This is a genomic window from Pseudomonas sp. zfem005 (assembly GCF_032621735.1).
GTDB classification, from domain to species: Bacteria; Pseudomonadota; Gammaproteobacteria; order Pseudomonadales; family Pseudomonadaceae; genus Metapseudomonas; species Metapseudomonas solani.
The window spans coordinates 579,091-601,756 of sequence record NZ_JAVYJE010000001.1 but is presented as its reverse complement, the minus strand read 5'-3'; the positions used below and the strand labels follow the sequence as shown (position 1 = coordinate 601,756).

The following is a 22,666-nucleotide window of genomic DNA, read 5'->3' as shown; positions in this document are numbered from 1 at the left end:
GCCCAAGCATAGCGGCTGCTCTCAATGGAACCAACAGCAGCCGCCCCCTTTGCGGGGGCGGATTCACTCAGCGGCGACGGTCCAGCGAGTAGACGAAGGGTGCCGTCACTTCCAGCACGCCGTTGGTCAGCAGTTCCGGCGGTGGCGGCGGCAACGGCTGGGCGCGGCGGATCATTTCCAGGGTGGCGCGATCCAGGGAGGCGCTGCCCGACTTGCCGGTGATGCTGTAGGCCGTGACCTTGCCTTCGCCATCCACGGTGAAGCGCAGGCGGTTGACGCCTTCGAAGTTCCGGCGACGGGCGTCTTCCGGGTACTTCTTGAAGCGGGCCAGGTGAGCCATCAGCTTGCTCTGCCAGGTTTCCTTGGCCTGGGAGGGCGCGCTGGCCATGCTCTGCTGCGGTGCGGCCGGCTTGTCGTCACTGGGGGCGGCGGTGGTCGGCGCGGAGACCGTTTCCTTGACCGACTCCTGCTCCTGGGGCTTCTGCTCGGGCTTGGGCTCCGGGGGCTTGGGTTTCGGCGGCTTCGGCTTGGGCTTCGGCTTGGGGGCGATGGCGATGGTCGGCTTGGGCGCCTCGGCCAGCTTGGGCAGCGGGTCCGGCTCCGGCTCGACGCGCGGGGGCGGCGGCGGAGTGGGCATCGGGGCCGGTGCGGGCAGTGGCTCCAGCTCGATCATCATGGCCGCCGGCGGCAGTTCGATGGGTTCGACTGTGGCATGCCAGAACAGCGCCCACCAGAACACCAGGGCATGGATGCCCAGTATCACGAGGAAGCTGGTGGACCACGAGAGGGTGCGTTTGACCTCGCTCATTTACTTCCCGACCGTCTCGAGTCCCACCAGGCCGATTTTCAGGTAACCGGCGCCACGCATGGCGTCCATCACTTCCATCAGCTTGCCGTAATCGACCGACTTGTCGCCGCGGACGAAGATGGTCTTGTCCTTGTCGGCGTTGGTCAGCTTGTCGAGTTCGGCGCCCAGTCTTTCCTGTGGGACCTGGATGTTGTCCAGGTACAGGCTCTGGTCTTCCTTGATGCTCAGGTAGATCGGCTTGTCCGGACGGGGCGCGGGCTTGGCGGTGGAGGCCGGCAGGTCGACCTTGATGTCGACGGTGGCCAGGGGCGCTGCGACCATGAAGATGATCAGCAGCACCAGCATGACGTCGATGAATGGGGTGACGTTGATCTCGTGGGTTTCCTGGAGATCGTCACCGCCTTCGTTCAGATGCAGGCCCATTGGATCAGCTCACCTTGACCATGTGCGGGGCCTGGCTGCGATCGGCAGGCAGGTGGTCGAGGTCGCGGCTGACCAGCAGCAGGACCTGGGCGGACGCGTCGGCCACCTGGGCCTTGTAGCCGGCGATGGAGCGGGCGAAGACGTTGTAGATGACGACCGCGGGGATGGCCGCGACCAGGCCCATGGCAGTGGCCAGAAGGGCCTCGGCGATACCGGGGGCGACCACGGCGAGGTTGGTGGTCTGGGATTTGGCGATGCCGATGAAGCTGTTCATGATGCCCCACACGGTGCCGAACAGGCCGACGAAGGGCGCGGTGGAACCGATGGTGGCGAGTACGCCGGTGCCTTGGCTCATCTGACGGCCGCTGGCGGCGACCAGGCGCTCCAGGCGGAAGCTGACGCGTTCCTTGATGCCTTCCTTCTCGCGGGTATTGGCCGAAAGCTTCATTTCTTCCAAGGCGTCGTGCACCAGGACGCGCGACAGGCTGCCTTCGCGGCTGGCGCTTTCGGCGGCTTCCGGCAGGTTGCGGGCGGCCTTCAGGTTGGCCAGCTCCTGGCGCAGGCGACGCTTGGCGCCCAGCAGTTCGATGCCCTTGGCGACCCAGACGGTCCAGGTGAGGATCGAGGCCAGTGCCAGGCCGATCATCACGCCCTTAACCACCATGTCGGCGTTCTGGTACATGCCCCAGGGCGACAGGTCGTGGCCCAGGCCGTTGTCGGCTTCCTCGCCGGCCAGCGCGCCGTCCAGGGCACCACCGCTCAGCGCGGCGGCCAGGTCCTGGCCGAGCTTCTCGCCTTCGGTGAGGCGGTCCATGGTGGTGGTGATTTCCTCGGGGGAGGCGCCACGTTCCTGCATCTTCTGGCGGGTCGCTTCGCGGATCTGCTCCGGGGTGGCCTGCGGGCCGAGGGTTTCGATCGACTCACGCAGGGCGGTCAGGCCGACGGACTCGGGGGCGGCAACCGGTTCGCCAGCCACCGGCGCGGCGACGGGTGTTGCAGCGGGGGCCTGGGCTTCGGCAGCGGCCGGTGCCGGGGTGGTTGGCTCCTCTGCGAACGCCGCGCCAGCCGGGAGCAGCATCAGGCTGATCATCAGTGCCGCAACGGGGCGGGAAAAGCGGGAGACGATGGTGGGCTGGGCGAGGGATGCAATAGGTTTCATGGCCGGACCTGACGAGAAAATTGCGGTTTCGTCCGTATTCGATGGAGAGGTCACGGACAAAAGGGCGAACATTATTGCAAGTAATTCTTGTTTATAAAAGTGACAATGTAACTTTATTACCTTTGTTCGGCCGGGCGGCAGGGGTTTGGCGATTGGTCCGCCGGCCCCTATGCTCTGCACTTTTCCCTGGAGTACGCCCCCTATGTCCGCTTCTCCCTCCTTGCTGATCGCCGGTTGCGGCGATGTTGGCAGCCGTCTCGCCCTGCGGATGCTCGAGGCTGGTTGGCCGGTCCATGGGCTGCGACGAAATGCCTCGGCACTGCCCGCTGGCGTGCTGCCGGTGGCCGGTGACCTGGAGGCACCCGAGTGCCCGGCCGCCTGGCCCGAGGGCCAGCTGGATTACCTGGTGTACTGCGCTGCCGCCACCCAGCACGATGAGGCCGGCTACCGCTCCGCCTACGTCGAGGGCCTGCGCCATGTGCTGGCCTGGCTGGAGCAGTCCGGCCAGCGCCCGCGCCGCCTGTTCTTCGTTTCCAGCAGCGGCGTGTACGCGCAGAAGGATGGCGAGTGGGTCGACGAGACCTCGCCGGCCGAGGCCGAGGGCTATTCCGGGCGCATCATGCTGGATGCCGAGCGCCTGGCCCGCGAGAGCGGCATTCCGGCGACGGTGGTGCGCTTGACCGGCATCTACGGCCCCGGCCGCGAGTGGCTGCTGAAGCAGGTGCGCATGGGCTACCGCGTGGTCAGCGAGCCACCGCTGTTCGCCAACCGCATTCATGCCGAGGACGCCGCCGGCCTGCTGGCCTTCCTGCTCCAGGCCGATGCCCGTGGCGTCGAACTGGCCGAGGACTACCTGGGCGTCGACGACGCACCGGCACCGCTGCACGAAGTGGTGGGCTGGCTGCGCGAGACCCTGGGCGTCACCGAGTGGGCGGAGGAATCCACCGTGCGCCGCTCCGGCAGCAAGCGTTGCAGCAATGCCCGCGCCCGCGCCCTCGGCTGGGAGCCGCTCTACCCCAGCTACCGCGAAGGCTATGCCGCCGTGCTGAAAGGCGCCTGAGGCTGGACGCCAACCGCATGCTTGCCCGCCCTTGGCTGCCAGGGGTGGAGCTGTTCCATGCGGATTTTTCCGGGCAGCCCTTCGGCCGCCACAGCCATGATGCCTTCGCCATCGGCGCCATTCTCGAGGGCGTGGGTGGCTATCAGTGCCGGGGTGCCCGCCATGCGCTGGCCGCCGGCACGCTGTCGCTGATGAACCCCGAGGAGCCCCATACCGGGCACGCCATCAGCGAGCGCCTGGTCTACCGCATGCTCTACATCGAAGAGTCCCGGTTGCCGGCGTTGCTGGGGCGCAAGCGCCTGCCTACCGGTTTCACCACGCTCAATCCAGGGGACGATGGTGCCGTGGCAGCAGGGTTGGCGCGCCTGGCCGAGGAGTTCGGGCGTAATGACCCGCTGGCCCTGGAGAGCGAGCTGCTGGCGCTGCTGGAGCGGGTCTTCGTGCGCCATGGCGGGCTGCGTGCGGCAGCGCCGGCGAGCCGGGATGGCGGCATGACCGCCTTCCTGCGGGACTATCTGGAGGCCCACCATGCCGAGGCGGTGAGCCTGGAGCAGCTGGCGGCCCTGGTGCAGCGCCACCCGCGCCACCTGATCGAGGCCTTCCGCCGCGCCTATGGCGTGCCGCCCCATACCTACCTGCTGCAACGCCGGGTGCGCGAAGCCAAGCGCCTGCTGCTGGGTGACCAGTCACCGCTGGAGGTGGCGCTCGGCCTCGGTTTTTACGACCAGGCGCATTTCTCCGGCACCTTCAAGCGTTTTACCGGCGTGACGCCGGGGCAGTTCCGTCGCGCCGCGCGCACCTGAGTTTTCTCCAAGACCATGCCGCCACCGGGCCACGACACTGGCGCCTCGTTCCCTGGAGGCCCCGTCGATGTTCGCCCTGCTCCTGCTGGTTGCCGGCACCCATTTCGCCGCGTTGCTTTCCCCGGGCCCGGATTTCTTCCTGCTGCTGCGTGCGGCGCTGACCCGTGGCCGCCGCCATGCCGATGGCTGCGCGGCGGGGATCGCCCTGGCCAATCTGGCGAGCATGTTGCTGGTGCTGCTGGCGTTGAGCTTTCTACCGGCCGATGGCAGCTGGCTGTGGCGAGCCCTGCAGGTGCTGGGCGGCGCCTATTTCCTCTGGCTCGGCGGGCAGGCCCTGATGGCGCACCGACGCCTGCAATTGCCGGAAGGCGGCGAGGCGGGGCACGAGGGCTCCTGGCGGCAGGGGCTGCTGGAGGGGCTGGCGGCGAGCAGCCTGAATCCCAAGCTGCCGATCTTCTATGCGGGGCTGTTCGGCGTGTTGCGCAACTCGGCCATGCCCACGTGGGGGCTGGGGCTGTCCATGTTGTGGATGACCCTGGTGGTGCTGGGCTGGGACATGGGGTTGGTGCGCCTGCTGGGGCACTCGCGCTGGCGGCTGTGGCTGCAACGCCGGGTGGCGCTGCTGGACAGGGTCTGCGGGGCCTTGTTGGCGGCGCTGGGCGCCTGGCTGGTGGCCAGCGCCTTCTGAGTCGGCTGGTTACTGGCGTTCCAGCAACCAGGCGCGCTTTCCGGGGGCGTACTCGGGCATCTCGTCGATCTGCGCGCGGTTGCCGGCTTCGAGGATCTCCAGGCGATTGCCGTCGTGGACGAGGATCCACGGGCTGCCCTGGGTGCCCAGTTGCAGCCAGATGCTGTCGTTTTCGCCACTCATGGCCGCACAATCACCGGCCAGGCACAGGGCGAAGCGGTCGGCGCCGGGCAGGCCTTCGAGGCTGCCGTCGGGGTGGAACAGCACCAGGCCACCCTGGCCCATGCCTTCGAGAATCTTCCAGATTCCACCGAGGTAGGCCTCGTAGAGGGCGTACTCGAAGCTGCTGCCTTCGGGGGCATCGGCTGCGGCGGGCTTGGCCGGGTGGACGAAGCGCTGCTCGGGCAGGTTCTCGCTGGATTTCTGCACCAGCTCCTTGCCGTCGAGGCCGAGTTGTTCGTGGAATTCATCGCCATAGAAGTCGACGCGCCAGTTCGCCTTGCCCTGGCTGACCAGGCGGCCTTCGCCCAGCTCGAAACCGTTGCTGTAGTTGGCGGTGCCGGCCTTGGCGTCGATCTGCCATTCCAGGTTGGGGCCGTAGGCGAGAAGGGATTCGCGCAGCTTGCCTTCCTTCGCCGCTTCATCGATGGCGGCCTGGTTGATCCAGATGCCGCTGGGATCGGTGGGGGCGCTGGAGCAGCCGGCGAGTACGGCTGCGGCGATCAGCAGGGCGAGGGTCGAGCGCATAACGGGTTCCTTCATGAAACGGTGGAGCGGCGGGGCCGGAGCCCCGCACGGGTGATCGTTATTCGATCACCAGGATGGCGTCCATTTCCACCTGCGAGCCGCGCGGCAGGGCGGCGACGCCGATGGCGGCACGGGCGGGATAGGGCTGTTCGAAGTAGCGGCCCATCACTTCGTTGACCTTGGCGAAGTGCGACAGGTCAGTGAGGAAGATGTTGAGCTTGACGATGTCCTTGAAGGAGCCGCCTGCGGCTTCGGCCACGGCCTTCAGGTTCTCGAAGACCTGAACGGTCTGGGCTTCGAAGCCTTCCACCAGTTCCATGGTCTTGGGGTCGAGGGGGATCTGCCCGGACATGTAGACGGTGTTGCCGGCCTTGATCGCCTGGGAGTAGGTGCCGATGGCGGCAGGGGCCTTGTCGCTGTTGATCACGGTCTTGCTCATGCGGAACTCCTTGGTCCTGAGGGTTCTGCTACGCGCGCACCCGGGTGATGCGGATCACCCCCTTCAGCGCACGCAGCTTCTTGATCACGCGGGCCAGGTGCACGCGGTCGTGCACGCTGACTACAAGCTGGACGACGCTGATGCGGCCGTCGCGCTCGTCCATGCTGATCTTCTCGATGTTGCCGTCGGCGGCGTTGACGCTGCTGGCCAGCAGGGCGATCAGGCCGCGCTGGTGTTCCAGCTCGACGCGCAGTTCGACGTTGAATTCGCCCGCGACATCCTTGGCCCAGGAGAGCTGGATGCACTTCTCCGGGTTATGGCGGATGTCGCCGATGTTCTTGCAGCTTTCCAGGTGCACGACCATGCCCTTGCCGGCGGACAGGTGGCCGACGATGGGGTCGCCGGGGATCGGCGTGCAGCACTTGGCGTAGCTGAGCACCAGGCCCTCGGTGCCGCGGATGGCCAGCGGGCCTTCGGGGCTGGGCAGTTGCTCGCCTTCGCTGGCCAGCATGCGCCGGGCGACCACATAGGCCATGCGGTTGCCCAGGCCGATGTCTTCCAGCAGGTCCTCGATCACGTCGAGGCGGTATTCGGCCAGCACTGCCTGCACCCGTTCCGGGGCGATGCGGTCGAGGCCGCTCTCGAAGCCGGCCAGCACCTTGTTCAGCAGGCGTTCGCCGAGGCTGATGGATTCGGAGCGGCGCTGCAGCTTGAGGGCATGGCGGATGTGGGTGCGGGCCTTGCCGGTGACCACGAAGTTGAGCCAGGCCGGGTTCGGGCGCGCGCCGGGGGCGGTGACGATCTCTACCGTCTCGCCGCTCTGCAGCGGTTCGGACAGCGGCGCCAGGCGGCGGTTGATGCGGCAGGCGATGCAGGTGTTGCCGACGTCGGTGTGCACCGCGTAGGCGAAGTCGACGGCCGTGGAGCCCTTGGGCAGCTCCATGATGCGGCCCTTGGGGGTGAAGATGTAGACCTCGTCCGGGAACAGGTCGATCTTCACGCTCTCGATGAATTCCAGGGAGTTGCCGGCGCGTTGCTGCAGCTCCAGCACGCCTTTCACCCACTGGCGGGCGCGGGCGTGGGTGCCCTTGGGCTGGTCGTCCTCGGCGGACTTGTACAGCCAGTGGGCGGCGATGCCGTTGTTGGCCATCTCTTCCATCTCGCGGGTGCGGATCTGGATCTCGATGGGCACGCCGTGCATGCCGAACAGCGTGGTGTGCAACGACTGGTAGCCGTTGGCCTTGGGGATCGCGATGTAGTCCTTGAAGCGGCCGGGCAGCGGCTTGTACAGGTTGTGCACGGCGCCGAGCACGCGGTAGCAGGTATCGACCTTGTCGACGATGATGCGGAACGCGTAGACGTCCATGATCTCGTTGAAGGCCCGGCGCTTGCCGCGCATCTTCTTGTAGATGCTGTAGAGGTGCTTCTCGCGGCCGATGACCTCGCCTTCCATGCCTTCGCGGGCCAGGCAGTGGGTCAGCGACTCCTCGATCTTGTTGACGATTTCCTTGCGGTTGCCACGGGCGCGGCGGACCGCAGCGCGGATGCGCTCGGAGCGCATCGGGTGCATCGCCTTGAAGCCCAGGTCCTCGAACTCGATGCGCATGCTGTGCATGCCCAGGCGGTTGGCGATGGGGGCGTAGATCTCGAGGGTTTCCTTGGCGATGCGCCGGCGTTTCTCGCCGGACAGCACTTCCAGGGTGCGCATGTTGTGCAGGCGGTCGGCCAGCTTGACCAGGATCACGCGGATGTCGCGCGCCATGGCCATGGCCATCTTCTGGAAGTTCTCGGCCTGGGCCTCGGCCTTGGTCTCGAAGTTCATCTGGGTCAGCTTGCTGACCCCGTCCACCAGCTCCGCGACTGTGTCGCCGAATTGCGCGGTGAGCGCTTCCTTGGCGATGCCGGTGTCCTCGATCACGTCATGCAGCATCGCGGCCATCAGGCTCTGATGGTCCATGTGCATGTCGGCGAGGATGTTGGCGACGGCGAGCGGGTGGGTGACGTAGGCCTCGCCGCTGCGGCGGCGCTGCCCGTCATGGGCTTGCTCGGCGTAGAAATACGCTCGGCGGACCAGGTTGACCTGGTCGTTGCCGAGGTAGGTCGAAAGGCGTTCGGCGAAGGCCTCTATGCTCGGCAAGGCGTTACTCCTTCCCGGCTGCTGCGGCCCTGCGCCGTACGACGTCGACCCGGCATGGACTTAGAGGGCCTCGTTGGCCTCGTCATCGAATGCAGCGAACAGCGGCTCGTCTTCGACGATGTCGTCCTGGGCGATCACGTCATAGTCCACCAGGCCGGCAGCGATTTCACGCAGGGCCACAACGGTGGGCTTGTCGTTTTCCCAGGCTACGCGGGGCTCTTTGCCGCCGGTAGCGAGCTGACGGGAACGCTTGGTCGCGAGCATGACCAGCTCGAAGCGGTTATCGACGTTGTCCAGGCAGTCTTCAACGGTAACGCGGGCCATGGTGTTCCTCGTAGCACTAGATTGGGATGCGGAAGCTTTTGCCCGAGTGGGCGAGCGGACTGGATAGTCTAAAAAATCACCAGCATTTATGGAAGCGCTGATTTAACAGCGCTTCCAGGCGGTCAGTCCAGCAACTGCGCCAGCAGCGTGCCGTGGGCCAGCTGTTGCTGCGGCTGCTGCAGGCGGTTGGCGCGGAAGATCGCCTTGAGGTCTTCCAGGGCCACGGTGAAGTCGTCGTTGATCACCAGGTAGTCGTACTCGACGTAGTGGCTCATCTCGCTGACGGCCTCGCGCATGCGCCGGTCGATGATCTCGGCGCTGTCCTGGCCACGGTTGTCCAGGCGCTGGCGCAAGGCTTCCTGGCTCGGCGGGAGGATGAACACGGACTTGGCCTGGGGCATCAGGTGGCGCACCTGCTGGGCACCCTGCCAGTCGATCTCGAGGATCAGGTCGAAACCTTCGGCGAGGGTCCTCTGCAGCCAGCGCTGGGAGGTGCCGTAGAGGTTGCCGAAGACCTCGGCGTGCTCGAGGAAGTCACCGTGCTCGAGCATCTGCACGAACTGTTCGCGGCTGACGAAGTGGTAGTTGACGCTGTCCACCTCGCCCGGGCGCATGTCGCGGGTGGTGTGGGAGACCGAGACGCGGATCTGCGGCTCAGCGTCGATCAGGGCCTTGACCAGGCTGGTCTTGCCGGCGCCGGAGGGCGCGGAAACGATGTAGAGGGTGCCGGGAGTGACGCTCATTTGTCTGTCTCTTACTCGATGTTCTGCACTTGTTCGCGCATCTGCTCGATCAACACCTTGAGGTTGACCGCTGCTTGGGTGGAGCGCGAGTCGAAGGCCTTGGAGCCCAGGGTGTTGGCTTCACGATTGAGTTCCTGCATCAGGAAGTCCAGGCGACGGCCCGCCGCACCGCCGGCCTTTAGTACGCGACGGACTTCGCTGACGTGGGTGCTGAGGCGATCCAGCTCCTCGGCGACGTCGCTTTTCTGTGCCAGCAGCACCAGTTCCTGCTCCAGGCGTTGCGGGTCCAGCTCGGCCTTCATCTCGCCGAAGCGGTCGAGGATCTTCTGGCGCTGGGTGGTGATCATCTGCGGCACCAGCTTGCGCAGGGCTTCGACCTCTTCGAGGATGCCGTCGAGCCGCTCATTGAGCAGGCGAGCCAGGTCGGCACCTTCACGGGCGCGGCCGTTGCGCAGTTCGTCGAGGGCCTTGGCGAAGACCTCCAGGGCGGCGGCATTCAGTGCTTGCGGGTCGGCCGCATCGGCCACCAGCACGCCGGGCCAGGCGAGGATTTCCAGGGGGTTGAGCGGTGCCGGCTGCTTGACCAGTGCGGCGACGGCTTCGGCGGCTTCGACCAGCTGGGCGGCGCGTTCGCGATCGACCTGCAGGGATTTGCCGGCGTTCTCTTCGGCGAAGCGCAGGGTGCACTCCACCTTGCCGCGGGAGAGGCCCTGGCGCAGGGCTTCGCGCACCGCGCCTTCGAGGTCGCGGAAGGATTCGGGCAGGCGCAGGTGGGGCTCGAGGTAGCGGTGGTTGACCGAGCGCAGTTCCCAGCTCAGGGTGCCGTGGGTGCCGGCCTGCTCTACGCGGGCAAAGGCGGTCATGCTGTGCACCATGGGGTTTCCTCTCGGTGATGGCAGGTTCGAAGAGGGCGATTGTAGCCCAGAGCGGCGGCCCTCCCAACGCGGCGATGTCCCAGTGGCCGGCAGCCCTCTATAATGCCCGGCAGTTTTCCCCCCTGACAGGTATACCCAGATGAAACGTCCCAGTGGCCGAGTGGCTGACCAGCTGCGTTCGATCCGCATCACCCGCAACTACACCAAGCATGCAGAAGGCTCGGTGCTGGTCGAATTCGGGGATACCAAGGTGATCTGCACCGCCAGCGTCGAATCCGGTGTCCCGCGTTTCCTCAAGGGCCAGGGCCAGGGTTGGTTGACCGCCGAGTATGGCATGCTGCCGCGCGCCACCGGCGAGCGTAACCAGCGCGAGGCCAGCCGTGGCAAGCAGGGTGGTCGCACTCTGGAGATCCAGCGCCTGATCGGCCGTTCGCTGCGCGCTGCGCTGGACATGAGCAAGCTGGGCGAGAACACCATCTACCTGGATTGCGATGTGATCCAGGCCGACGGTGGCACCCGCACTGCTTCCATCACGGGTGCCATGGTGGCCCTGATGGATGCGCTGAAGGTCCTGAAGAAGCGTGGCGCGCTGAAGGGCGAGCCGCTGAAGCAGATGGTTGCCGCCGTGTCCGTTGGCATCTACCAGGGCGAGCCGGTCCTGGACCTCGACTACCTGGAAGACTCCGCGGCCGAGACCGACCTGAACGTGGTCATGACCGACGCCGGCGGTTTCATCGAGGTACAGGGCACCGCCGAAGGCGCGCCCTTCCAGCCGGAAGAGCTGAACGCCATGCTGGCCCTGGCCAAGAAAGGCGTCACCGAGCTGTTCGAGTTGCAGCGCGCCGCGCTGGTCGACTGATCACCCACCCGAGGAAACCCGCATGAATGAGCCAACCCAAGTTCCACAGCCCAACCAGGAAGTTAGGCAATGGGCGATGTTCTGCCATTTCGCCGCTTTCCTCGGTGTGGTGCTGCCCTTCGGCAACCTGCTGGGCCCGCTGATCCTCTGGCAGGTGAAGAAGGACGTCGATCCCTTCATCGACCAGCAGGGCAAGGAAGCGCTGAACTTCCAGATCACCGTCACCCTCGCCGGCCTGGTGTGCATGCTGCTGATGCTGGTGCTGATCGGTTTCGTGCTGCTGCCCCTGGTGGGTCTGGTTGCGCTGGTGCTGACCATCATCGGCGGCATCAAGGCCAACGAAGGCCAGGCCTATCGCTATCCCTTCACCTGGCGCCCGGTGAAGTAGGAACGCGAGAAACGAAAAAGCCGGCATCAGCCGGCTTTTTTACGGGTGCGACTTCTCAGATGCTCAGCAGCCAGTCGTAGTCGACGATCAGCGGCGCGTGCTGGGAGAAGCGCGGCTGGCGCGGCAGGCGAGCGCTGCGCACGGAGCGACGCATGCCCGGCGTGAGGATGTGGTAGTCGAAACGCCAGCCGAGGTTGAGCATGTCGGCCTGTTCACTGTCGGGCCACCAGCTGTACTGGTCGCCTTCGCGGCTGACTTCGCGCAGCGCGTCCACGTAACCCATGGTGCCGAACACTTCGTCCATCCAGGCGCGCTCGGGCGCGAGGAAGCCGGGCAGCTGCTGGCAGTCGCGCCAGTTCTTCACGTCCAGCTTCTGATGGGCGAGGTAAAGCGAACCACAATAGATGTACTCGCGGCGCTTGCGGCGCTGCTTGTTCAGATAGTGGGTGAAGTCGTCCATGAACTTGAACTTGTGGTTCAGGTTCTCATCGCCGCCCTGGCCCGAAGGCAGCAGCAGGGTAGCGATACTCACTTTGTCGAAATCCGCCTGCAGGTAGCGCCCATAACGATCACAGGTCTCGAAACCGAGACCCCAGATCACTGCCTTGGGTTGCAAACGCGAATAAAGCGCCACGCCGCCTTGGCTTGGCACTTCAGCATCGCTGGCATAGAGGAAATAGCCGTCCAGTTGGAAGGCTGGGTCGTCCAGATCAAAGGCAGAGGCACGGGTGTCTTGCAGGCAGATCACGTCGGCATTCTGTGCTTGCAACCAACTGAGGAGTCCTCGTTCGGCTGCGGCATGAATACCATTCACGTTCACACTGATGATCCGCATAAATGGCCCCCAAAAACTCGTGCGTGTATGATACCCGAGCTCTTTCTATTTAGCTAAATCCGTGCCGTCCGGGGCTTTTACATGCAGGCGTATCAACGCGATTTCATTCGCTTCGCCATCGAACGCGGTGTGCTGCGTTTCGGTGAGTTCACTCTCAAATCCGGGCGTACCAGCCCTTATTTCTTCAATGCCGGCCTGTTCAACAGCGGGCTCGCGCTGTCCCAGCTGGGCCGCTTCTATGCGGCGGCAGTGGTCGATAGCGGCATTCCCTTCGATGTGCTTTTCGGGCCCGCCTACAAGGGCATCCCGCTGGCTGCGGCTACGGCCGTCGCACTGGCCGAACATCACGCGATCGATATCCCCTGGTGCTTCAACCGCAAGGAAGCCAAGGACCATGGCGAGGGCGGCACCCTGGTGGGCGCGCCGCTGGCCGGCCGTGTGCTGATCATCGATGACGTGATCACCGCCGGTACCGCTATCCGCGAGGTCATGCAGATCATCCAGGGCCAGCAGGCCCAGGCCGCCGGCGTGCTCATCGCGCTGAACCGCCAGGAGCGCGGCAAGGGCGAGCTGTCGGCGATCCAGGAAGTCGAGCGTGACTTCGGCATGCCGGTGGTGAGCATCGTTTCCCTGGAACAGGTGCTGGAATATCTCGCAGGTGATGCTGAACTGAAGAAGTATCTGCCGGCAGTGGAAAGCTACCGCGCGAACTACGGAATCTGATTCGCCAACAACGACAGGGTGTCTTCATGCCGAAATCGGGTGCAGTCCGTTTTGCCTTGCTCATGGGTGTGCTGATGCCTGCTCTGGCGCAAGCCGAGCTCTATCGCTACACCAATGACAAGGGCGTGATTGTGCTCGATCGCCTTGGCGTGCCCTCGCAGTACATCGACAAGGGCTACGAAGTCCTCAACGACCAGGGCCGGGTGACCAAGACGGTACCGCCGGCGCCCACCCTGGAAGAGCGCAAGCGCATGCAGGAGGAGAAGGCCCGTGCCGGCTCCGACGCCCAGTTGCTGCGCCTGTACACCAGCGTCGAAGACGTCGACCGTGCCCTGCAGCGCAAGCTGGCGGAGCTCGACGGGGTGATCAGCGTCGCCCGTGGCAACCAGCAGTCCCTGCGTACCCAGCAGGCCAACCTGCAGGCCCAGGCCGCCGACAACGAGCGTGCCGGCCGCCAGGTTCCCGAGCATCTGGTGGCGCAGATCAGCGACCTGCGCGCCGAGCAGCAGCGCCTGGAGCAGGACATCGCCCGCTACCAGCAGGATCGCAAGAACGCCCAGGCCGGCTTCGCCGCTGACCGCGCCCGCCTGGCCCAGCTGCTGCAGCGCTGAGCTTCATTCCTCGGCGGCGTGCCGCTCGAATGCCCTGACCTTCTCCCGCAGCCAGTCCGGCAGCCGCTTGCTGCTGCGGCTCGCACCATCCGCGTGGACGTAAACGATCTCGCCTGCCGTCAGCGCCGCTTCGCCGTGCCAGATGCCGATATTGAATGTGAGGCTCGAGCCACCCAGCCGCCCTACCCTTACGCCGATGGAAAGCTCATCGTCGAAGCGCGCCGGGGCCAGGTATTCCAGCAGCGTGCGCACGGCGAAGAAGTCGCCACCGTCCTGCGCCAGGTCCTCCGGGTAGCGCACGCCCAGGGCGCGGAAGTACTCGGTGATGCCGACGTCGGCGTAGGTCAGGTAGTGGCCGTTGAAGACGATGCCTTGCGGATCCACTTCGGCCCAGCGCACGCGCAGCGGCATGAAGAAGGTGAAGTCGTTCAGGGAGGGGGTTGCGGCCATCTCGTGCTCCTTGCAGTGAGCGGTCAGCTTCTGCGCAAGGAGGCGGGCCGGCAAGAGCGGTATGGCTGGATCGCGGATGTGAATAAGCCGGATCGCTCCGGCTTATTCGGGTACCGCCTGGGCCTGCTGAAGGCTCAGTGACGCTTGCGGTTGCTGATCAGGGTGCCGACGCCGCTGTCGGTGAAGATCTCCAGCAGCACCGCGTTGGGCACGCGGCCATCGATGATGTGCGCGCTGGTCACGCCACCCTGCACCGCTTCGAGGGCGCAGCGGATCTTTGGCAGCATGCCGCCGTAGATGGTGCCGTCGGCGATCAGCTCGTTGACCTGCTCGGTGGAGAGCCCGGTGAGCACCTGGCCCTGCTTGTCCATCAGACCGGCGATGTTGGTCAGCAGCATCAGCTTCTCGGCTTTCAGCGCTTCCGCCACCTTGCCGGCCACCAGGTCGGCGTTGATGTTGTAGGACTCGCCCTCCGGGCCAACGCCGATGGGGGCGATGACCGGGATGAAGTTGCCCTTCACCAGCATGTTCAGCAGCTCGATATTGACCCCGGTGACCTCGCCCACGTGGCCGATGTCTATGATTTCCGGCTGGGTCATCTCCGGCGTCTTGCGGCTGACGGTGAGCTTCTTGGCGCGGATCAGCTCCGCGTCCTTGCCGGTCAGGCCGATGGCGCTGCCGCCATGGCGGTTGATCAGGTTGACGATGTCCTTGTTCACTTGGCCGCCGAGGACCATTTCCACCACGTCCATGGTTTGCGCGTCGGTGACGCGCATGCCGTCGATGAAGTGGCTCTCGATGGACAGGCGCTTGAGCAGATCGCCGATCTGCGGCCCGCCACCGTGCACGACCACCGGGTTGATGCCCACGGCCTTCATCAGGACCATGTCGCGGGCGAAGCCGGCTTTCAGCTCGTCGCTTTCCATGGCGTTGCCGCCGTATTTCACGACCAGGGTCTTGCCGACGAAGCGGCGAATGTACGGCAACGCTTCGGACAGGACCTGGGCGACTTGGGATGCGGCGTCACGGCTGAGGGTCATGCAGGGCTCCGGTGGATCAGAACGGCAGGTTGATATCGGGGGCTACGGTGTAGAGCTGGGCGCGGAACACTTCCTTGATGCGCTCGAGCTCCTCCTCGGTGTCCGCTTCGAAGCGCAGTACCAGCACCGGCGTGGTGTTGGAGGCGCGCACCAGGCCCCAGCCCTTGGGATAGTCGACGCGTACGCCGTCCAGGGTGGTGAGGTTGGCGTCGCCCCAGGTGCCGTCGCGCTGCAGGCGCTCGATCAGGCGGAACTTGCTCTCGTCGGTAACGGTGATGTTGATCTCCGGCGTCGAGATGTCGCTGGGGAAGGCGGAGAACACGTGCTCGGCGTCGCGCTTGTCCTGGCTGAGGATCTCCAGCAGGCGGGCGGCACTGTAGATACCGTCGTCGAAGCCGAACCAGCGCTCCTTGAAGAAGATGTGGCCGCTCATCTCGCCAGCCAGCAGTGCGCCGGTTTCCTTCATCTTCTTCTTGATCAGCGAATGGCCGGTCTTCCACATCACCGGGCGGCCGCCGTAGCCACTGATCAGGGCGGTCAGACGACGGGTGCATTTGACGTCGAAGATGATGTCGGCGCCCGGGTTGCGCGAAACCACGTCCTTGGCGAAGAGCATCAGCAGGCGGTCGGGGTAGATGATGGTGCCCTGGTTGGTCACCACGCCGACGCGGTCGCCGTCGCCGTCGAAGGCCAGGCCCAGGTCGGCTTTCTCTTCCTTCACCTTGGCGATCAGGTCGACCAGGTTCTCGGGCTTGCCCGGGTCCGGGTGGTGGTTGGGGAAGGTGCCGTCCACGTCGCAGTAGAGCGGGATGACGGTGCAGCCCAGGGCTTCGATCAGTTGCGGGGCGATGACGCCGGCCACGCCGTTGCCGCAGTCCACCACCACCTTCATGGGCTTGGCCATGGCGATGTCGTCGCGGATCTGCTTGAAGTAGCGGTCGAGGATCTCGACCTGTTCGACACTGCCGACGCCGCTGGCCAGGTCGTTGTTCTTGATGCGGGTGTGCAGCGCGGTGATCTGCTCGTTGGCCAGGGTCTCGCCGGCGACGACGATCTTGAAGCCGTTGTAGTCCGGCGGGTTGTGGCTGCCGGTGAGCATCACGCCGGATTTGCCGGCCAGCACGTTGGCGGCGTAGTAGAGCACCGGGGTCGGCACCATGCCGACATCGCTGACCTGGCAGCCGCAGTCCAGCAGGCCTTGGATCAGTGCCTGCACCAGTTCGGGGCCGGACAGGCGGCCGTCACGGCCGACCGATACGGCGGGCTCGCCGCGGGCGAGGCTTTCGGAGCCAATGGCACGGCCTACCCAGTAGGCGGTTTCGGCGGTCAGGGTGTCGCCGACCACGCCACGGATGTCGTAGGCGCGGAAGATGCTGGCGGGCAGGTTGGGTGCGGCTTGCGGGGTGCTCATGACGGGGGCTTGCTCCAATCCCAGGAGGTCCTGGTCTTCGTCGAGGATGTCGATATCGAGGATGTCGGTATCTTGGAAAAGCGGATCGGCCAACACGGGTGGCTCGATCATCTGGGCCGGGGCGGGGGTAACCGCCGGGCCGGGTTGCCGATCGCCGTTAGCGCTGCCCGCCGCCGGCTCCGGCTTGCGCCGTGACTGCCGGGTGAGCGACTGGGCCAGGGCGTCAAGCGCCGACAGGCGCAGACTGAAGGCTTTGACGCTTTTGCCGCTGGAGAGTTCTTGCACCAGTTGGTTGAGCTGGATGACGTCTGCATGCAGCTTGCGATTGAAGCCGCCACGCAGCAGATACAGGCCAATCAGGGCGCCGGCCAGGGCCAGGAGCGCGGCCACCGCCAACAGAAGGGGGGACATGCCCGAATCGCTCAGTTGCGGGCCGGGGGTGAACGACAGCTTCCAGTTGGGGTTGCCGGTGTTCAGGGCGATGGGCGCGCCTTCGGCCTGGGCGCCACGCAGGGTCAGGGTCTGGGCTGGGGCGTTGCCGAACTGCTGGGTGAACTGCAACTGGCCGACACCGTCGGGCAGCGGTGCGAGGGCGCCGAGCAGGCGGTCGAGGTCGACCACTAGCAGCAGGGTGCCCTGGATCGGCGAACTGTCGGTCAGGCGCAGCGGTGCGGCGCTGTAGACCAGCCAGCGCTGGCCGACCCGGTAGGCTTCCGGCGCGGGCTTCTGGCCGGCTTCGACACGGCGCAGCATGTCCAGGGCAGCGAAGTTCATCGGTGCCGCGCGCTGGCTGTTCTGCTGGGCCTGGCCGGGCAGGTTGAGGTGGGCGTCGACCACGGCGTTCCAGTAGCCGAGGCCGCGCTCGGCCGCTTGCACCTGGGCGCTGTCGGCGCTGTTGAGCGCTTCGGCCAGCGCCGGGTTGCGGGCGGCGGCGGCGGTGTCGGCGACCAGTTGCGCCAGGGCCTGGCGCAGGGCGCTGGCCTGGCTTTCACCCCAGGCCTGGCTGAGCTGGTTGCGTTGGGTCTGCTGGGCGCCGTTGATCAGTGCGGCCCAGAGCAGCACGCCGGCGGCGGCCACGCCCAGTGCCGCGGCGATGGCGCCGGGCAGCAGGTCGCCCAGGCCCTTGTCACGGACCGGTTTGTTCTTTTCGGCAGGGCTGGCCAGGATCTCGGTGTCGGCATCCTTGGCGCTGCGCTTGAAGAGTTTCACTGAAGGTCTCCCCCGCGGATCATCCTGAAGTCGTTCCGGATCAGTGGCTGCCGGAGTGCCCGAAGCCGCCCGCGCCGCGCTGGCTCTCGTCGAACTGCTCGACCAGCTCGAAGTGCGCCTGCACGACTGGCACCAAGACTAGCTGAGCGATGCGCTCGCCGATGGCGATGGTGAAGGCGCTCTGGCCACGGTTCCAGCAGGAGACCATCAGCTCGCCCTGGTAGTCGGAGTCGATCAGGCCGACCAGGTTGCCCAGCACGATGCCGTGCTTGTGGCCCAGGCCCGAGCGCGGAAGGATCAGCGCGGCGAGGCCCGGGTCGGCGATGTAGATGGACAGGCCGGTGGGGATCAGCACGGTCTGGCCCGGTTCCAGGGTCAGGTCTTCCTTGAGCATGGCGCGCAGGTCGAGGCCGGCGGAGCCCGGCGTGGCGTACTGGGGCAGCGGGAAGTCGCGGCCGATGCGGGGGTCGAGGATCTTGGCTTGCAATGAGTGCATGGGGTCTCAGGCCTGGTTGAGGCGATCGGCGATGAAGGCGATCAGCTGGCGGGCGATCTTGCCCTTGCTGGTCTGGGCGAAGCTGTTCTGGTGCAGCGCGCGATCGATGATGGTGATCGCGTTTTCCTCGCTGTTGAAGCCGATGCTGGGGTTGGCCACATCGTTGGCGACGATCAGGTCGAGGTTCTTGTCCTTGAGCTTGCGCGAGGCGTACTCGAGCAGGTTCTCGGTCTCGGCGGCGAAGCCGACGCTGAAGGGGCGATCGGCGCGCCCGGCGAGGGTCGCGAGGATATCCGGGTTGCGCACCAGTTGCAGCAGCAGGCCTTCGCCGCTGGTGGGGTCCTTCTTCATTTTGTGCGCCGCCACCACTTCCGGGCGGTAGTCGGCCACGGCGGCCGCGGCGATCAGCAGGTCGCAGGGCATCGCCGCTTCGCAGGCCGCGAGCATGTCGCGGGCACTGACCACATCGATGCGGTTGACCCGGTCCGGCGTCGGCAGGTGCACGGGGCCGGTGATCAGGGTGACCTTGGCGCCCGCCTCCACCGCGGCTTCGGCGAGGGCGAAGCCCATCTTCCCGGAGCTGTGGTTGGTGATGTAGCGCACCGGGTCGATGTTTTCCTGGGTCGGGCCGGCGGTGATCAGCACGTGGCGGCCGGTCAGGGCCTTGTGCTGGAACAGGTCGGCGGCCAGCTGGGCGAGCTGGTCGGCTTCGAGCATGCGGCCGAGGCCGACGTCGCCACAGGCCTGGCTGCCGGATGCCGGCCCGAACAGGTGCAGGCCACGCTTGGCGAGGGCTTCGGCGTTGGCCTGGGTCGCCGGGTCGCGCCACATGGCCTGGTTCATCGCCGGGGCGAGGGCAACCGGTGCGTCGGTGGCCAGCACCAGGGTGGTCATCAGGTCGTCGGCCACGCCCTGGGTCAGGCGGGCCATGAGGTCGGCGGTGGCAGGGGCGATGAGCACCAGGTCGGCCCAGCGTGCCAGCTCGATATGACCCATGGCCGCTTCGGCAGCGGTGTCGAGCAGGTCGAGGTGCACCGGGTGGCCGGAAAGGGCCTGTAGGGTCAGCGGGGTGATGAATTCGCGCCCGCCATGGGTCATCACGACCCGAACTTCCGCGCCCTGGTCGCGCAGGCGGCGGATCAGCTCCGCACTCTTGTAGGCGGCAATGCCGCCCCCCACGCCCAGGACGATGCGTTTCCGATAGAGCCGCTGCATAGGCCTGCCTTATGGATGTTTAGATTGCGCAGCGGCGACGACGCCTCCCCAGGCCAATCGCCGCGCAAAAAAGGTGGATTAAGATAGCACAGCGACCGCATGGGAACAGCGGTGCGCTCAACCACGGAGATGCCATGAGCATTCGTCACTGGCCTGCGGCGGAGCGGCCGCGGGAGAAGCTTCTAGAGCAGGGCGCGGCGGCCCTCACCGACGCTGAACTCCTCGCCATATTCCTGCGTATCGGGGTGGCCGGGCAGAGCGCGGTGGACCTCGCCCGCCATCTGCTCAACGACTTCGGTGGCCTGCGCCTGCTGCTGGAAGCGGACATCGATTCCTTCTGCAGCCGCCTCGGCCTCGGGCCGGCCAAATACGCCCAGTTGCAGGCCGTGCTGGAGATGTCGCGTCGGCACCTGGCCGAAGGGCTGCGCCGCAATTCGGTGTTGGAAAGTCCGCAGACGGTGCGCGATTACCTGAAGGCGCAGCTGCGCCATGAGCCCCACGAGCTGTTCGGTTGCCTGTTCCTCGACTCCAAGCACCGGGTGCTGGCCTTCGAGGTGCTGTTCCATGGCTCCATCGACGGTGCCAGCGTCTATCCGCGCCAGGTGGTCAAGCGGGCCCTGGCGCACAACGCGGCCGCGCTGATCCTCACCCACAACCACCCTTCCGGCGTTGCCGAGCCCAGCCAGGCGGACCGCCTGCTGACCCAACGTCTGCAGGAAGCCCTGGCATTGGTCGAGGTGCGGGTGCTCGACCACTTCGTGGTGGGGGATGGCGAGCCGCTGTCGATGGCCGAGTACGGCTGGCTCTAGCGCGTGTCGTCGACCCGGCGCTGGATGGCGGCCAGCAGGCGCCGGCGGATCAGCCCGCTGGCCGGGCGTATGGCCAGCCAGTAGGGCGTGAACAGCAGGCGGCTGCGCCGGTCCGGGCAATAGACCCGGGTTTCGGTGTGCAGGGTCGTACGGCCATCCGCGCCAGGGCTGCAGTGAAAGCTCAGAACCAGCTTGGCGACGCCGGGCTCGGCGTAGGCGTCGAAGGCGCTGGCGTCACTGACCGGCTGCAGGCCGAAGTCACTGCGCCAGAAGCGCCCGATGAGCCCATAGGCCAGGGCGCGATCGGCGTCTCGTTCCAGCAGGGTGAATTCGTGCAGGCCAAAGGTGGCGCGGCCTTTGAGGTTGTTGTTAAGCCCGAGCGCGCCGGCCAGGCGTGCCGGCGCTTCACGGATATACAGCAGGGTGCGTACCAGCGGGTCGTCATGCACGGCGAGTTCTCCGACCGCATCCAGTGCCTGGCGTGGCGTTGCCCGCAGCGGCAGCTGGTGCCGCTCGACGAACTGGAACTGCGGCAGGTAGCGCTGGCTCAGCTCCATCAGGGTTTCACGCTGACGTGGGAAAAGTCCTGGCGACCGAAGGGATTGGCCTGGTAGCCCTCGACGCCGGCGCGGGTCAGGGCGAAGGCGGTGGGATGGGCCAGCGGTAGCCACAGCGCCTGTTCCTGGATGATGCGCTGCGCCTTTATATAGAGGGCCGTGCGTTCGGCCTGCTCAGCGAGGCCCTTGCCGTCGCTGATTAGCTTGTCCAATTCGGCGTCGCAATAGCGTGCGAAGTTGAGCCCCGATTGCACCGAGGCGCAGGAGAACTGCGGGGTGAGGAAGTTGTCCGGGTCGCCGTTGTCGCCGGCCCAGCCCATGAACAGCAGATCATGCTCGCCGGCCTTGGCGCGGCGGATCAGCTCGCCCCATTCGATCACGCGGATTTCGGCCTGGATGCCCACCTTGCCCAGGTCCGCCTGCAGCAGCTGGGCGCCGAGGCTGGGGTTGGGGTTCAGCAGGCTGCCGGAAGGGCGGGTCCAGATTGTGGTCTTGAAGCCATCCTTGAGGCCGGCCTCGGCCAGCAGTGCGCGGGCCTTCTCCGGGTCATGGGCGTAGCCGGGCAGGTCCTTGGCATAGCTCCAGGTATTGGGCGGATAGGGGCCGTTGGCGGCGCTGGCGCTGCCTTCGAACACGGCTTTGAGGTAGCTCTGCTTGTCGAAGGCCAGGTTGATGGCCTGGCGCACCTTGGCCTGGTCCAGTGGCGGGTGCTGGCTGTTGATGCCGATGAAGGCGGTCATGAAGGCCGGTGTCTGCACCACCTTGAGCGCGGCGTCCTTGCTGGCGGCCTGGACATCCAGCGGCTTGGGCGACAGGGCGATCTGGCATTCACCGCGGCGCAGCTTCTGCAGGCGCACATTGGCGTCCGGCGTGATGGCGAAGATCAGGCCGTCCACCGCCGGCTTGCCGGCGAAATAGTCCGGGTTGGCGCTATAGCGCACCACGGCGTCCTTCTGGAAGCGCTTGAAGACGAAGGGGCCGGTGCCGATCGGCTGGGCGTTGAGCTTCTCCGGTGTGCCGGCCTTCATCAGCTGGTCGGCGTATTCGGCCGAATAGATGGAAGCGAAACCCATGCTCAGGGTGGCGAGGAAGGTGGCGTCGGGCTTGTTCAGGGTGAAGCGCACCTGCAGCGGCGCGACCTTGTCGATGGCCTTGATCAGTTGCGGCAGCTGCATCGACTGGGCGTGGGGGAAGCCGCTCTGGGCGACCTTGTGCCAGGGGTTGGTCGCATCGAGCATGCGCTGGAAGCTGAACAGCACGTCATCGGCATCCAGCTCGCGGCCGGGCTTGAAGTACTCGGTGGCGTGGAAGCGTACACCGGGGCGCAGGGTGAAGGTGTAGGCCAGGCCGTCGGGGGAGACGGCCCAGCTCTGCGCCAGCCCGGGCACCAGTTCGCCACGCTGGGCATCGAACTCCACCAGGCGGTTCATCAGCACGTCGGCGGATGCGTTGGTGGTGGTCAGCGAGTTGTACTGCACCACGTCGAAGCCTTCGGGGCTGGCCTCGGTGCAGACGCTCAGGCTGGCCGCCTGGGCGAACAGCGGGGCGAGCAGCAGGGGAAGGGCGGCGAATCGCATGGGCAGGCTCCATTTGCGGTGGCCCTGGCCGGTGGCGGCGGGCGGAGGCCCTACGCTAGACCATGGCCAGGAGTGGGGCAATGCGCTTCTGGCGACGAGCGGTTATTTTCTGCGCAGCCCGCGTCGCTGCGGTTGCAGGCGCCTCGCGGTTGGGCACCGCTTTCGGCAAAGTGGTGCAGTCCTTGCTGCACTAGGGGGTTTCTGATATAAAGCAGCGCTCTTTTCTAGGGGCCCGGTCTTTCGCAGTCTGTGTGTGGCCGGTAAGACCCTGACGAGACGG

General features: G+C 66.2%; 25 protein-coding genes. 8 read left to right on the top strand and 17 right to left on the bottom strand.

Going from position 1 to position 22,666, the window contains the following annotated elements:
• Positions 1–67: 67 nt before the first annotated feature.
• From RTW82_RS02820 to exbB, 3 genes are read right to left on the bottom strand one after another with little or no spacing between them, the layout of a single operon-like run.
• Complete coding sequence (locus tag RTW82_RS02820) at positions 68–808, bottom strand: energy transducer TonB (protein WP_021218905.1); 741 nt, start codon at positions 806–808, stop codon at positions 68–70.
• Positions 809–1,231: a TonB system transport protein ExbD gene (exbD, locus tag RTW82_RS02815; protein WP_021218906.1), complete on the bottom strand. Its 423-nt coding sequence runs from the start codon at positions 1,229–1,231 to the stop codon at positions 809–811.
• Positions 1,232–1,235: 4 nt separating this feature from the next.
• The gene (gene exbB / locus RTW82_RS02810) at positions 1,236–2,390 is read right to left on the bottom strand and encodes a tonB-system energizer ExbB (RefSeq protein WP_316924180.1); all 1,155 of its coding nucleotides are present in this window, start codon (positions 2,388–2,390) and stop codon (positions 1,236–1,238) included.
• 202 nt (positions 2,391–2,592) lie between these two features.
• Between exbB and RTW82_RS02805 the strand changes: the two genes are divergently transcribed.
• The 3 genes from RTW82_RS02805 (at position 2,593) to RTW82_RS02795 (ending at position 4,941) form a co-directional block, all read left to right on the top strand.
• On the top strand, positions 2,593–3,450 hold the full coding sequence (locus RTW82_RS02805) for an NAD-dependent epimerase/dehydratase family protein (protein ID WP_316924179.1): 858 nt from the start codon (positions 2,593–2,595) through the stop codon (positions 3,448–3,450).
• 2 nt (positions 3,451–3,452) lie between these two features.
• Positions 3,453–4,253, top strand: a complete 801-nt coding sequence (locus RTW82_RS02800; protein ID WP_031287550.1) for a helix-turn-helix transcriptional regulator — start codon at positions 3,453–3,455, stop codon at positions 4,251–4,253.
• 67 nt (positions 4,254–4,320) lie between these two features.
• Complete coding sequence (locus tag RTW82_RS02795) at positions 4,321–4,941, top strand: LysE family translocator (RefSeq protein ID WP_316924178.1); 621 nt, start codon at positions 4,321–4,323, stop codon at positions 4,939–4,941.
• Positions 4,942–4,950: 9 nt separating this feature from the next.
• Here the strand turns inward: RTW82_RS02795 and RTW82_RS02790 are convergent, their stop codons facing one another.
• The 6 genes from RTW82_RS02790 to RTW82_RS02765 form a co-directional block, all read right to left on the bottom strand.
• The gene (locus RTW82_RS02790; protein ID WP_316924177.1) at positions 4,951–5,688 is read right to left on the bottom strand and encodes a hypothetical protein; all 738 of its coding nucleotides are present in this window, start codon (positions 5,686–5,688) and stop codon (positions 4,951–4,953) included.
• 58 nt (positions 5,689–5,746) lie between these two features.
• Positions 5,747–6,127 (bottom strand): RidA family protein, encoded by a 381-nt coding sequence (locus tag RTW82_RS02785; RefSeq protein ID WP_021218912.1) that lies wholly within the window; start codon positions 6,125–6,127, stop codon positions 5,747–5,749.
• A 28-nt stretch (positions 6,128–6,155) separates the two neighbouring features.
• Entirely contained in the window at positions 6,156–8,264 is a 2,109-nt protein-coding gene (gene spoT / locus RTW82_RS02780) for a bifunctional GTP diphosphokinase/guanosine-3',5'-bis pyrophosphate 3'-pyrophosphohydrolase (protein ID WP_316924176.1), read from the bottom strand.
• 60 nt (positions 8,265–8,324) lie between these two features.
• Positions 8,325–8,588 (bottom strand): DNA-directed RNA polymerase subunit omega, encoded by a 264-nt coding sequence (gene rpoZ / locus RTW82_RS02775; RefSeq protein WP_021218914.1) that lies wholly within the window; start codon positions 8,586–8,588, stop codon positions 8,325–8,327.
• 122 nt (positions 8,589–8,710) lie between these two features.
• Entirely contained in the window at positions 8,711–9,331 is a 621-nt protein-coding gene (gene gmk, locus RTW82_RS02770) for a guanylate kinase (protein ID WP_316924175.1), read from the bottom strand.
• An 11-nt stretch (positions 9,332–9,342) separates the two neighbouring features.
• Complete coding sequence (locus RTW82_RS02765; protein ID WP_316924174.1) at positions 9,343–10,206, bottom strand: YicC/YloC family endoribonuclease; 864 nt, start codon at positions 10,204–10,206, stop codon at positions 9,343–9,345.
• A 139-nt stretch (positions 10,207–10,345) separates the two neighbouring features.
• Here RTW82_RS02765 and rph point away from each other — a divergent pair, with 139 nt between their 5' ends.
• Positions 10,346–11,065: a ribonuclease PH gene (rph, locus tag RTW82_RS02760; protein WP_021218917.1), complete on the top strand. Its 720-nt coding sequence runs from the start codon at positions 10,346–10,348 to the stop codon at positions 11,063–11,065.
• A gap of 22 nt (positions 11,066–11,087) precedes the next feature.
• A complete protein-coding gene (locus RTW82_RS02755; RefSeq protein WP_031287525.1) occupies positions 11,088–11,453 on the top strand; it encodes a DUF4870 domain-containing protein in 366 nt (121 codons plus the stop codon).
• A gap of 55 nt (positions 11,454–11,508) precedes the next feature.
• Here RTW82_RS02755 and RTW82_RS02750 read toward each other — a convergent pair whose 3' ends face one another.
• A complete protein-coding gene (locus RTW82_RS02750; RefSeq protein WP_031287526.1) occupies positions 11,509–12,288 on the bottom strand; it encodes an exodeoxyribonuclease III in 780 nt (259 codons plus the stop codon).
• An 81-nt stretch (positions 12,289–12,369) separates the two neighbouring features.
• Here RTW82_RS02750 and pyrE point away from each other — a divergent pair, with 81 nt between their 5' ends.
• Entirely contained in the window at positions 12,370–13,011 is a 642-nt protein-coding gene (gene pyrE, locus RTW82_RS02745) for an orotate phosphoribosyltransferase (protein ID WP_021218920.1), read from the top strand.
• Positions 13,012–13,037: 26 nt separating this feature from the next.
• Positions 13,038–13,622: a hypothetical protein gene (locus RTW82_RS02740; protein ID WP_043240978.1), complete on the top strand. Its 585-nt coding sequence runs from the start codon at positions 13,038–13,040 to the stop codon at positions 13,620–13,622.
• A 3-nt stretch (positions 13,623–13,625) separates the two neighbouring features.
• Here the strand turns inward: RTW82_RS02740 and RTW82_RS02735 are convergent, their stop codons facing one another.
• The 5 genes from RTW82_RS02735 to coaBC all read right to left on the bottom strand — a co-directional run bounded on the left by RTW82_RS02735 (position 13,626) and on the right by coaBC (position 19,443).
• Complete coding sequence (locus RTW82_RS02735) at positions 13,626–14,072, bottom strand: acyl-CoA thioesterase (RefSeq protein WP_021218922.1); 447 nt, start codon at positions 14,070–14,072, stop codon at positions 13,626–13,628.
• A 134-nt stretch (positions 14,073–14,206) separates the two neighbouring features.
• Positions 14,207–15,112, bottom strand: a complete 906-nt coding sequence (gene argB / locus RTW82_RS02730) for an acetylglutamate kinase (RefSeq protein WP_021218923.1) — start codon at positions 15,110–15,112, stop codon at positions 14,207–14,209.
• 16 nt (positions 15,113–15,128) lie between these two features.
• Complete coding sequence (locus RTW82_RS31600; protein WP_410478744.1) at positions 15,129–17,732, bottom strand: phosphomannomutase/phosphoglucomutase; 2,604 nt, start codon at positions 17,730–17,732, stop codon at positions 15,129–15,131.
• Positions 17,733–17,772: 40 nt separating this feature from the next.
• Entirely contained in the window at positions 17,773–18,228 is a 456-nt protein-coding gene (gene dut, locus RTW82_RS02720; protein WP_236233282.1) for a dUTP diphosphatase, read from the bottom strand.
• 6 nt (positions 18,229–18,234) lie between these two features.
• On the bottom strand, positions 18,235–19,443 hold the full coding sequence (gene coaBC / locus RTW82_RS02715) for a bifunctional phosphopantothenoylcysteine decarboxylase/phosphopantothenate--cysteine ligase CoaBC (RefSeq protein WP_316924173.1): 1,209 nt from the start codon (positions 19,441–19,443) through the stop codon (positions 18,235–18,237).
• Positions 19,444–19,577: 134 nt separating this feature from the next.
• On the opposite strand from coaBC, the gene radC reads away from it, so the two are divergent.
• On the top strand, positions 19,578–20,252 hold the full coding sequence (gene radC / locus RTW82_RS02710; protein ID WP_021218927.1) for a RadC family protein: 675 nt from the start codon (positions 19,578–19,580) through the stop codon (positions 20,250–20,252).
• On the opposite strand, the gene RTW82_RS02705 is transcribed toward radC, so the two are convergent.
• Both RTW82_RS02705 and RTW82_RS02700 read right to left on the bottom strand, forming a co-directional pair.
• Positions 20,249–20,809: a hypothetical protein gene (locus tag RTW82_RS02705; protein ID WP_316924172.1), complete on the bottom strand. Its 561-nt coding sequence runs from the start codon at positions 20,807–20,809 to the stop codon at positions 20,249–20,251. The two genes, radC and RTW82_RS02705, sit on opposite strands and share 4 nt — an antisense overlap.
• On the bottom strand, positions 20,809–22,386 hold the full coding sequence (locus RTW82_RS02700; RefSeq protein ID WP_316924171.1) for an ABC transporter substrate-binding protein: 1,578 nt from the start codon (positions 22,384–22,386) through the stop codon (positions 20,809–20,811). The genes RTW82_RS02705 and RTW82_RS02700 overlap by 1 nt, the downstream gene beginning before the upstream one ends.
• Positions 22,387–22,666 lie beyond the last annotated feature (280 nt).